Origin of the sequence: Hydrogenovibrio sp. (genome assembly GCF_049975065.1) — a bacterium.
GTDB lineage: Bacteria > Pseudomonadota > Gammaproteobacteria > Thiomicrospirales > Thiomicrospiraceae > Hydrogenovibrio.
In genome coordinates this window covers 1-9,509 of sequence record NZ_JBNGDN010000077.1, presented here as the reverse complement: position 1 = coordinate 9,509, position 9,509 = coordinate 1, and the positions used below count along the sequence as shown (strand labels likewise).

Sequence of the window (9,509 nt, the reverse complement as noted above, 5' to 3'; positions counted from 1 at the left end):
TCAACAATCGCCCCAGAAAGCGGTATGACTATGAATCTCCTTTGGAAAGGCTGAAGGCAGAGATTTTAAAGCTGGGTGTTGCAGTTAATGGTTGAATTCAAGACCGCTTATGTAAGGTTTAAATTGGTTTAAATCCAATAGATACTCATCAAGTGTAATAAGACCCAGATAGTGATCTTCTTGGAAAGGTGCGACCAAGCCCCAGCGGTACAATAAAAACTTCAGGCTTACCATATCCGGCAAAGGCGCTTTAAAATGAGACATAAAAGTTAAAGCCTCCCAGCTTCACATCCACTGACAAAAAATAAGGGTGGCGCGGTCAGGCGGGTGGATAGTCCGCTTTTCGATTGGCCGATCTAGGCCGCGCCAGTTCTGTTTTTTTTAGCCTGTCTGGTGTGTGTGAATGGTCTGTTCTACTCGACTCAATAGGTTATCCGTTGGCGAATAGTTGGCTCGCTCGATTTTGCCTATATAGGCTTGTGAAACGCCCATCAATTCGGCTAGTTGCACTTGTGTTAGGTTGGCCTTTATTCTCATTGCCTTAATGGGGTTGTCGATATAATCCGCCACATTAAACGGAATCATTTCTTCATCGTCTGCACTGTCTTGGTGAATGAGTTGCTGGTATTCATCCCACGGAATCACGGCAAATTCTGGGTTTTTTCCCGTTTGGTCATAAATGATCTGTGCGCTCATTGGTAAATATCCTTTCTGTGTCCTATCTTCTCTATGCCAATAATTTTTAATTGGTCGTCTCTATCAAATAGCACTCGGTATTTCCCCACTCTAAGCCGATATTGAGCGGCTGGGTGATTAGTTAAAGGCTTTACGTCCAAGGCTTCATTGTCAGGATTAACGCCCAACTGCTGAATACTTTCCGCTATGCGCTCTCTTTGTTTAGCCTGCAATGCTTTAAGCACCTTTGCCGCTTTTCGTTTAATGCTGATTTGATACATAGTTATATTTTACAGGTTATAAAACCTTATTCAATCGTTATATTTATAAGAAACGCAACCTATGTTTCCTCTATATTTTTTATTTACCAGCGTTTTTTGTAAATCGGCACCACATCCGCACCGACTTTTAGGCTGTCTAAATGATTCGCCCAGGCCTGCATCATGTCCGGTCTTTGGGGTAGGTATTCGGCTTTGTTGTAGGTTTCCCTGACCGCATCCTTACCGCCTTCATGCGCCAGTTGTTTTTCGATATGGTCTCGATTAAAGCCTTGTTCATTCAGTAGTGTGCTGGCGGTGTGGCGGAAGCCGTGGGCGGTTTGTTTGCCTTTGAAGCCATTACTGTTAGGTCAAGCGACATTGACCGACAATTTAAACCCCAGTGCATGTAGCAATTTATAAAGGGTTTCAAATTTCGGTTGGGTTTCGCCATTCAATAGGCGGTATAGGTGCTGGCGATTAATGCCGCTCAGTCTTGCGGTTTCGCTCATCCCTTTGGCTTGGATCAGGTGGCGCAAACCATCTAATAAGCTTTGCGTTCCGCCGTCCTCTAAGAATGCACTAAGGTATAAGGCCGCGTCCTCTTTGGTCTCAATATCTTGTGCAAATTCAAATTCTTTTAATTCCAGTGCCATGATTATTCCCCTAGTTGGCTAAACAAGCCCTTAGCCGTTGCTATATCCTTGCTTTGTGTGGATTTGTCCCCACCATTAAGAAGCAGAACAATTTCATTGCCTCGGATGGTGTAATAAATCCGAATTCCCCCTGCAAAGAAAAAGCGTAATTCCCCTATATTGGAATCAATCGGCTTATGGTCTCCAAAGTTACCGCGTGCCACTTGATTAATTTTTGACTCCAATCGGTAACGGGTGGTTTTATCCTTGATGGATTTAAACCATTTATCAAATTTTGCAGTCGTGACGATTATAAACTTCATGGGGTTAATTGTAACAATTAAGCGACAAACAAGGCAATAAAAAGGGTTTTATTAGGGTCTGTTGATTCCATGCCGTGGCCGTGGTGCGGTCAGGTCGGGTGGTTTCCATTCCAGTGGGCGTGCCGCTGGTCAGGTCTGGTGCTTTCCGTACCGGTGCCAGTGCTTACAGTTGTCAGGTCTGATGGCTTCCGTTCCAGTGGTCGTGCTGCCGATCAGGCCTGTTGATTTCATGCCGTGGATGCGGTGCCGATCTAGCCGGTTGGTCGTGCCTTAAAAAATGTTACACCTGTCTGTTTTGGGTGGTTATTTTTGGGCGTGAAGTTGTTTTTTTTGTGTGGCTGATTTTGGGTGCCGGTGCGTTAAATAACGGCTTTTTTAATGCCTTTTACTTAATATTTGTTCGATTTCGTACCGTTCGTACCGTTTTGAAAATTAAAACGGTACGGGCTGAAACCCACACGGGTGGCGGCTTGTACCGCTCGTACCGTTCGTACCGTTGTTTTTAATGAATGTATTATTGTTCAAGGCAAAAAAATACCGGTGAAAAAATGTTACACCGGTCTGTTTTTGGCAAACAAGGGCACCACATCCGCACCGGCTTTTAGGCTGTCCAGATGATCCGCCCAGGCCTGCATCATGTCCGCTCTTTGAGAAAGGTATTCGGCTTTGTTGTAGGTTTCCCTGACCGCATCCTTACCGCCTTCATGCGCCAGTTGTTTTTCGATATGGTCTCGATTAAAGCCTTGTTCATTCAGTAGTGTGCTGGCGGTGTGGCGGAAGCCGTGGGCGGTTTGTTTGCCTTTGAAACCAATGCGGTGAAGTCCGGCATTGAGGCTTTGTTCACTGATTGGCCGTGCTTTGGTTCTGGGGGATGGGAATACAAAGTCGGTGCCGTCACTGAATACCAGCATGGATTCAATCAAGGCTCGGGTCTGTTGGCTTAGGGGCACAATGTGTTCCCGCCCCATTTTCATGCGGTCGGCTTTAATGGTGATGGCTCCGTGCTTCAGGGTGGCCGTGCCCAGTTTTAAGTCATCCGTCAGATTGACTTCATCCCACCTTAGCCCTGCCAATTCCTTAGGTCTTAAAAAAACATAGGGTGCAAGCTTTAAGGCGGTGGCGGTGCTGATGTCGCCCAGATAGCCGTCAATGGCGTTCAATAGTTGATGTAGGTCTTTGCGCTCTGAAACGTGGCTGTAGTTGGTTTTCTTTTGCTTTTGGAAAATGTCATTGGGTAGGTCTCGCACCGGATTGCGTTCACAATATCCCATGCCGACACCATAGCTGAAAATACGGCTGGCATACTGGCGGCTTCGTTTGAGGGTTTCCAGTCTGCCCTTGGCTTCGATTTCTTTTAGGGCGCGTATCATATGTTGTGGCTTAATGTCTTCAGCGGGTAGATTGCCCAGCAATGGGATCAGGTGGGCTTCTACCCGTTCGCGTATGTCTTTGGCGTAGTTGATTTTCCAATTGTCACCGCCTTTGCTTTCACTGTTGTGGCGGTGCCATTCTTCAAACAGTTGGCGAAAGGACAGGCGGGCGGCCTTGGCTTGCTGCCGTGCCGCTTCTTGTTCTTGTTCGGCTTGCTGTTGCTTTTTGTGGTCGTTGGGGTGAATGCCTTGCTGTACCAGCGCCTTAATCTCGTCACGGACATTACGGGCTTCGGCCAGTGTCATATTGGGGTATTCGCCGATCTTATAATCTGAATCTTTGCCATCCATCCTTATGCGGTATTTGAAAACCTTCGTGCCTGCCTTGGTAACCTCCAAGCGCAAACCGCTCCCGTCTGAAAGCTTTTGTAATTTGCCTGTCGGTTTTGCTTTTCTGATCTGTGCGTCTGTCAGTGCCATTGCCTTAAACCCTTTTGTTTCAAGCCTTACCAATAAAGGCGGGGGTAAAAATACGTAAAACGGGGGTAAATCCTGAACGATTCGGGGGTAAATGAAGATTTACCCCCAAATTTACCCCCGTTTATTATGCGCTTGGATGATATGCGGTGCAATGCCATGAGACGCTAAAAAAGGCTAAGTTGTTGATTTTTCGGCATTACAGGCATAAAAAAAGGCGTCATGAGACGCCTTGATTTAGGTATTTGGCGGATAGCGGGGGATTCGAACCCCCGATAGGCTATTAACCTATACACGCTTTCCAGGCGTGCTCCTTCAACCGCTCAGACAGCTATCCGTAAAAGAGTGGCGTATTTTACTGCCAATCCCCATGAATGTCCAGCACCGAAAACAAGAAATCGCACGCGATGCAGGTGATACAAAAAAACCGGCCTAAGCCGGTAAAAACAAACCAGCCAGGTCTGGCTAATTGTCAAAAAACGATCAAACCCATTTCGGGCTCAACCGCCTCAACGCTCTACAGGAGTAGACTACATCATTTCTAAATCCATCTGCACGGCTTCCACACCGGCGGCGGCACATTTTTCATCGTCCATTCCATCCGGTGCACCGCTCACGCCCACGGCACCGTAGAGTTTACCGCCAGCGGTAATCGGCACCGAACCGGCCATAAACGCCAAGCCTTCACCCATGGTCTGCAAAGGGCTGTTGGCTCTGGATCCCAGCTGAGAACCTTTCACATTAAACATCACAGCGGTGTAGGCTTTTTTCTGGCTGATTGACCAAGAAACCGGCGGTGCCATAGTATCGCGCAGTTGTGCTTGCGGGATGCCGTTTCGTTCAACAACGGTGACACTGATGGGAATGCCCTTTTCACGACAGGCTTCAACCGCCGCCACGGCAATTTTGTTGGCCATGTCCATACTCAAACGGCTCACATTAACGGACAGGGGTTCGGCTTGAACCGGCATGGCCAAAGAAGCGCCCATGGCGGCCACTAAACCGATTGGCATAAGTTTTTTCATCTTCATATCTGCTCCAAGTTAGCTCATTAGTAAGACAAGAATCATTCGTTACAGCAAGGTCTTTGCTTTTGCGAACTCATTTTAAGGACTTTCCACTGGCGGTAAAATACGCGAAAGTCTCAATCCTGCCTAAAACCCAGCTGAAAAAAAGTGTTTTTCAATATCCAACAAGTCAAATGCCTTGCGTTTAAAGGGCTTTCAACGGGGTGCTCTGATTGTGAAAAGATTATGCAATACGGCATTCATGGACGTGAATTCATCGCAAACGCACACCAAACAAGCCGTTTCGTTACGGCGAGGGTTTGGTTATAATGCCATATCACTCAAAGAGCCACTCATGAAAGAAACCCTTTGCACCACGCCCGCCAAACTGATTCTGACCGGAGAACATGCTGTTTTGTTCGGCGCACCGGCTTTGTCGATGGCCATTGAACTCAACACCCATGCGGTCGTTCAATATACGCCCAACGACGCTCGGGGGGTCCAGCCCGTTTTGGAAATTGCGTTGCACAATTTCAACCAAAAGATGGTGTTTCCCTATCTGTCTTGGCAAAAACACGTCACCCACATCGAATCACGCTATGCGCTGTTTGAAAAAAACGCCTTGGCCATCCAAACCGTTCTGCAGCAGCCAGTGGACTTGGTACTGGTGACGTTTCAGCAGTTTCACAACACTTATAAGCTAAAACCCGGGCACTGGTCGATCACCCTAGACTCGCACCCTTTGACAGGACGCGGACTGGGCAGCTCGGCTTCAATCATCATCAGCTTGCTGCACAGCCTGTTTGTCCACCACGGGCTGGATGTCAGCGAAATTGAACTTATCACCCTGGCACAGAAAATCGAGGCTCGGCAACATGGCACCTCCAGCGGCGTGGATCCGACCACTGTGTATCGTGGCGGCCTACTCCGATTTCAGCAAGGCTACCCTACCCAACAACTGCCACACCAGAGCTTCAGTGCCTGGATGATTGACACCGGAAAACCCGGTTCCACGACCGGTCAAGCGGTCAATCACGTTCATCAATATTTCACCCACCAAAGCGGCATCTGGCAGGATTTCAAACAGGTGGCTTCCGAAATGGAATCCGCCTGGAAACTGTCCAATGCCGAACAGCTCAACAGCGCCATCCAAGCCAACCAGGCGCTTCTCGAACAGCTAGGGGTGGTGCCCGATAAAGTGAAAGCGTTTGTAGCGGCACTGAATAACAGCACGCACTATTCGGCCAAGGTCTGCGGGGCTGGCAGTGTCAGCGGCGATTCCGCCGGTGCGGTACTCTGCATCGGTTCCGAGCCGCCCGAGCGATTGTGCGAACGTTACGGCTATGACTTCTATGCCCTTAAAATCAACGACACAGGCAGTCAATGTGAAGTGCATCTCTAGCGCCCCGGCCAATATTATGCTGATGGGCGAGCACAGTGTTCTCGCGGGGGAAAAAGCCATCGCCTGTAGCTTAAACCAGCGGCTGCGCATTCAGTGGGAAGCTCGCAACGACCGTCAGGTTCATATCCTGTCCGAACTCGGTCACCACAAAACCGATTTGGATCGCCTCACACCGCACCCACAACTGACTTGGGTACTGGCGGCGCTGCACCATTATCGACCCAGTTTACAGCAGGGGCTGACACTCACCATCACCAGCGATTTCAAGTCCACGCTGGGGCTGGGCAGCTCTGCGGCTCTGCTGGCCGCCTTATTGGGTGGATTGGATGCGATTACCGAACAGGCACCGAATTTTAAAACCCGTTTTGAAACCGGGCTGGCACTGATACATACTTTGCAGGGGCGTGGCTCCGGCACCGACCTGGCTGCCAGTTTAACGGGCGGCGTGGTGCTGTTTGACCCCCAAGCACAAACCGTCGAATCTCTAAAAGCCGACTGGTCGCTGACATTGGTTTACTGCGGCTACAAAACGCCGACAGCCGAGGTTCTGCAAAAAGTCGCCGACGACTGGCGGGGGCAAGCCGACTTATTGGCCGCCCTTTATCGCATAATGGGGCGCACCACCGAAGCGGCTTATCAAGCGTTAAAAGCCGACAACACCGCCGAGTTTTACCGCCTGGTCAACAGCTATCAAGGCCTGATGGACGCGCTGGGCGTCAATGATCCAGTGCTGTCGAACTTGGTTTATCGTTTGCGCCAAGACGCGGGCATTGCCGCCAGCAAAATTTCCGGCTCAGGCCTGGGCGATTGTGTTTTAGGATTCGGTCACACGAGCGCCCCACTCACCGACTTTCACCCCCTGCCCATCGCCATGGATTCATGTGGCTTGGAAGTGCAATTACTGTGATGTGCAATTACTGTGATGAACGCACCCAATTGAGCCTTAACGCCTTGAGATATTTTTATGACACCCACTGAGTTTATCCACCACATCACCCCCCCCGGGCATACACCGCTCAAAACGGGCTATGGGCAGGCACCGGTCAATATTGCCCTCAGTAAATATTGGGGAAAGCGCGATGTGGCATTGAATCTGCCCACCAACAGCAGCCTGTCCATCAGTTTGCCGGAACTCGGCACCGAAACCCGTTTAAGCTGGCATGAAAACGGAAAGGATCGCATTACCTTGAACGGTGAGGCACTGTCCCAGGACGCTCCCTTTGCCAAACGCTTGAGTCGTTTTTTGGATTTTTTTCGCCCCAATGCGCGTGGCGGCTTTGAGGTCAACACTCAAAATACCGTGCCCACGGCCGCTGGGCTGGCGTCGTCGGCTTCCGGTTATGCGGCCTTGGTCAAGGCCTTGGACGACTGTTTTCAATGGCAACTTGCACCGCGCGAGCTGTCTTTATTGGCGCGTCTAGGCAGCGGCAGCGCCAGCCGTTCACTGTATGACGGTTTTGTCCTTTGGCATAAAGGCGAACGCGCAGACGGTTTGGACAGTTACGCCGAGAAAATTGACCAGGCCTGGCCGGAATTCTGTATCGGCTTACTGAAAATCGACACCTCCACCAAACCAATCGGCTCAACACAAGGCATGCAGCAAACGGTCAATCATTGCGAACTTTACCAGGCCTGGCCGGAAAAGGCGGAACAGGATTTAGCGACCATTCACCGTGCCATTCTGGACAAGGATTTTCAAACGCTCGGTGAGACCGCGGAAAACAATGCTTTGGCGATGCACGCCACCATGATTGCCACCTGGCCGCCGATTCTGTATTGGCAACCGGAATCGGTCGCCGCCATGCACCGAGTCTGGCAGTTGCGCCAGGAAGGTGTAACGGTGTATTTCACCATGGATGCCGGACCGAATTTGAAATTGCTGTTTCCAGAAGCAGAAACGCCCGCGTTGATGCGGGCGTTTCCGGAAATGAAATGTCTGAAACCCTTTACTTAACCACAGACAGGTGTGAGCCTTTTTTGGGCTTTTTCGATTTGTCGTCTTTGTCGGTTTTTTGAGCCGTTTTGTCAGCCGTTTTCTCAGCGGCCGCATGGGACACACCGGAATCCTTCACCGCCGATACGGTCGGTTTAGACGGCTTGGGCGGTTTCGAAGCCCCCTCATCAGACGCTTGCGGATAAGGCTCCGGTGGGAACGGCATCCCTTGCCCGTTTTCACGCGCAAAAATCGCCAGAACGGCTTCCGGCGGGAAGCCCAAACGCCGTTCCACACCGGAAAAACGCGCCTTAAAACTGAACCAGTCATTCGCCATCATCAGCTCACGCACCGCATTCGGGTGGGCATTGAGCACAATCATGCCATCTTGGGCAAACTCCATCGGCACTTCAATGCCCGGATAATGCGCGTCCACTTGCAAATGCGGCGTCCAGTCGTTATCCACGATCCAATCGAACAGCGCCCGAATCATATAAGGTCGGTTTGAAATCATTTCGAACCCCGCTATCCTTTTAAACCACTTCTCGCATATCCAACTCATCGTCCGATAAGCTGTCCGGGAACTCCTCACGCGCCAAGACCTTTTCGGCATAATCAATGACCGGTTTGGCGGATTTCGGTAAATCAATGCCCAAATACGGCAAACGCCACATCAACACCGCCAAACTAACATCCACCAACGAATATTCTTCGCTCATAAAATACGGCTGATGCTCAAACACCGGAATCATCTGAATCAGACGTTCCTGCAAATCACGCCGAGCCGCTTTCACCGCTTTTTCGTCATCGCTGTTGGTGATGGTATCGGCCAAAGAGTACCATTCCTGTTCAATCTGACGCAACATCTGACGCGAACGCGCTTTGGAAATCGGATCCACCGACAAGAGCGGCGGATGCGGAAAACGCTCGTCCAGATACTCCACAATCACTTGCGGGTCGTACAGCACCAAATCGCGATCCACCAGCGTCGGTAAACTGCCGTAAGGGTTGAGTTCCAATAAGTCCTCCGGCATTCCGGCGGAAGTATCGACTTCGATAATCTCCATGGGAATGTCTTTTTCCTTGGCCATTAAACGCACTCGATGCGAGCTGGGGCTTTTGGAATCGGAAAATAACGTCATGACGGAACGTTGTGTAACGGGCAAATCGGACATGAAAATCTCCTGAAAATGGATGGATCCGCTAGGATTATTATTGTTATGATTGTATGGTTATGCTTATTCAGTTTAGGCGCACATGGCACTGTTCTCTAGAATATTATACACGCTGTGTCAAGCCCCCTGACAAGAGGCACTTCGACCACGACTAGCCCGAATGTTTCATAAGTTTGTGCTGAGATTGCGCAGAGCATTGTTTTCTCGACTTACCCCTTCGGGCGTCGAGTTCTTTGTTTCACAAGGAAATTTTCG

At 50.0% G+C, this 9,509-nt stretch carries 11 protein-coding genes and 1 tRNA gene; 3 read left to right on the top strand and 9 right to left on the bottom strand.

Annotation, left to right across the window (positions count from 1 at the left end; all coding sequences use genetic code 11):
• Positions 1–381: 381 nt before the first annotated feature.
• The 7 genes from ACP5D0_RS08655 to ACP5D0_RS08625 all read right to left on the bottom strand — a co-directional run bounded on the left by ACP5D0_RS08655 (position 382) and on the right by ACP5D0_RS08625 (position 4,762).
• Positions 382–696, bottom strand: a complete 315-nt coding sequence (locus ACP5D0_RS08655; protein WP_472365311.1) for a helix-turn-helix domain-containing protein — start codon at positions 694–696, stop codon at positions 382–384.
• Positions 693–956, bottom strand: coding sequence for a type II toxin-antitoxin system RelE family toxin (locus ACP5D0_RS08650; protein WP_472365309.1), 264 nt, complete (start codon positions 954–956; stop codon positions 693–695). The genes ACP5D0_RS08655 and ACP5D0_RS08650 overlap by 4 nt, the downstream gene beginning before the upstream one ends.
• 347 nt (positions 957–1,303) lie before the next feature.
• Complete coding sequence (locus ACP5D0_RS08645; RefSeq protein WP_472365308.1) at positions 1,304–1,588, bottom strand: addiction module antidote protein; 285 nt, start codon at positions 1,586–1,588, stop codon at positions 1,304–1,306.
• A 2-nt stretch (positions 1,589–1,590) separates the two neighbouring features.
• On the bottom strand, positions 1,591–1,890 hold the full coding sequence (locus ACP5D0_RS08640; RefSeq protein ID WP_472365307.1) for a type II toxin-antitoxin system RelE/ParE family toxin: 300 nt from the start codon (positions 1,888–1,890) through the stop codon (positions 1,591–1,593).
• Between the two features lie 551 nt (positions 1,891–2,441).
• On the bottom strand, positions 2,442–3,740 hold the full coding sequence (locus ACP5D0_RS08635) for a tyrosine-type recombinase/integrase (protein ID WP_472365306.1): 1,299 nt from the start codon (positions 3,738–3,740) through the stop codon (positions 2,442–2,444).
• Positions 3,741–3,983: 243 nt separating this feature from the next.
• Positions 3,984–4,074, bottom strand: a tRNA-Ser gene (locus ACP5D0_RS08630).
• A gap of 193 nt (positions 4,075–4,267) precedes the next feature.
• The gene (locus ACP5D0_RS08625; RefSeq protein ID WP_472365305.1) at positions 4,268–4,762 is read right to left on the bottom strand and encodes a GlcG/HbpS family heme-binding protein; all 495 of its coding nucleotides are present in this window, start codon (positions 4,760–4,762) and stop codon (positions 4,268–4,270) included.
• Between the two features lie 337 nt (positions 4,763–5,099).
• On the opposite strand from ACP5D0_RS08625, the gene ACP5D0_RS08620 reads away from it, so the two are divergent.
• From ACP5D0_RS08620 to mvaD, 3 genes are read left to right on the top strand one after another with little or no spacing between them, the layout of a single operon-like run.
• Entirely contained in the window at positions 5,100–6,146 is a 1,047-nt protein-coding gene (locus ACP5D0_RS08620) for a mevalonate kinase family protein (RefSeq protein WP_472365304.1), read from the top strand.
• Positions 6,130–7,053, top strand: a complete 924-nt coding sequence (locus ACP5D0_RS08615) for a mevalonate kinase family protein (protein WP_472365303.1) — start codon at positions 6,130–6,132, stop codon at positions 7,051–7,053. The genes ACP5D0_RS08620 and ACP5D0_RS08615 overlap by 17 nt, the downstream gene beginning before the upstream one ends.
• 57 nt (positions 7,054–7,110) lie before the next feature.
• A complete protein-coding gene (mvaD, locus tag ACP5D0_RS08610; protein WP_472365302.1) occupies positions 7,111–8,100 on the top strand; it encodes a diphosphomevalonate decarboxylase in 990 nt (329 codons plus the stop codon).
• Here the strand turns inward: mvaD and ACP5D0_RS08605 are convergent.
• Together ACP5D0_RS08605 and ACP5D0_RS08600 are read right to left on the bottom strand one after the other, a co-directional pair.
• Positions 8,093–8,593: a ClpXP protease specificity-enhancing factor gene (locus tag ACP5D0_RS08605; protein ID WP_472365301.1), complete on the bottom strand. Its 501-nt coding sequence runs from the start codon at positions 8,591–8,593 to the stop codon at positions 8,093–8,095. The genes mvaD and ACP5D0_RS08605 overlap by 8 nt on opposite strands.
• Positions 8,594–8,612: 19 nt before the next feature.
• Entirely contained in the window at positions 8,613–9,254 is a 642-nt protein-coding gene (locus ACP5D0_RS08600; protein ID WP_472365300.1) for a glutathione S-transferase N-terminal domain-containing protein, read from the bottom strand.
• Positions 9,255–9,509: the final 255 nt, after the last annotated feature.

Bases quoted from the DNA above. Each gene is read 5' to 3' on its own strand.
- ACP5D0_RS08620 (WP_472365304.1), top strand. From the start codon at position 5,100: ATGAAAGAAACCCTTTGCACCACGCCCGCCAAACTGATTCTGACCGGA.
- ACP5D0_RS08635 (WP_472365306.1), bottom strand. From the start codon at position 3,740: ATGGCACTGACAGACGCACAGATCAGAAAAGCAAAACCGACAGGCAAA.
- ACP5D0_RS08645 (WP_472365308.1), bottom strand. From the start codon at position 1,588: ATGGCACTGGAATTAAAAGAATTTGAATTTGCACAAGATATTGAGACC.
- ACP5D0_RS08640 (WP_472365307.1), bottom strand. From the start codon at position 1,890: ATGAAGTTTATAATCGTCACGACTGCAAAATTTGATAAATGGTTTAAA.
- ACP5D0_RS08650 (WP_472365309.1), bottom strand. From the start codon at position 956: ATGTATCAAATCAGCATTAAACGAAAAGCGGCAAAGGTGCTTAAAGCA.
- ACP5D0_RS08655 (WP_472365311.1), bottom strand. From the start codon at position 696: ATGAGCGCACAGATCATTTATGACCAAACGGGAAAAAACCCAGAATTT.
- mvaD (WP_472365302.1), top strand. From the start codon at position 7,111: ATGACACCCACTGAGTTTATCCACCACATCACCCCCCCCGGGCATACA.
- ACP5D0_RS08600 (WP_472365300.1), bottom strand. From the start codon at position 9,254: ATGTCCGATTTGCCCGTTACACAACGTTCCGTCATGACGTTATTTTCC.
- ACP5D0_RS08625 (WP_472365305.1), bottom strand. From the start codon at position 4,762: ATGAAAAAACTTATGCCAATCGGTTTAGTGGCCGCCATGGGCGCTTCT.
- ACP5D0_RS08605 (WP_472365301.1), bottom strand. From the start codon at position 8,593: ATGATTTCAAACCGACCTTATATGATTCGGGCGCTGTTCGATTGGATC.